This is a genomic window from Achromobacter sp. GbtcB20, from assembly GCF_019091095.1.
GTDB lineage: Bacteria > Pseudomonadota > Gammaproteobacteria > Burkholderiales > Burkholderiaceae_B > Achromobacter > Achromobacter mucicolens.
In genome coordinates this window covers 1-265 of the sequence record NZ_JAGXJZ010000587.1, presented here as the reverse complement: position 1 = coordinate 265, position 265 = coordinate 1, and the positions used below count along the sequence as shown (strand labels likewise).

The window sequence follows — 265 nt, the reverse complement described above, 5'->3', positions numbered from 1 at the left end:
AGGCAGGACGGTGCTGGCCGTGAACCGTGGGCTCGACGCCGCCGTGCTCCCGCCTGACCGCGCCGAAGTGTATGGCGCCGACCTGCCCGCCAGCGTCAATGCACGCGTGCGCGCCATCGTCGAGGACCTGCGCAGCCAGGCCCGGCCGGCCGCCGGAACTGCGCCCGACATCGGGCGCAAGCTGGTCGACTTCTACGACAGCCAGCGCGACCTGGCCGCGATCGACCGCGCCGGCCTGGCGCCGCTCCAGGCCCGGCTGGCCGTG

1 pseudogene is annotated in these 265 nt (G+C 75.1%); it reads left to right on the top strand.

What is annotated here, in order from left to right:
* Positions 1–19: 19 nt before the first annotated feature.
* Positions 20–265 (top strand): annotated as a pseudogene (locus KVT32_RS30330) (M13 family metallopeptidase); the annotation flags it as partial.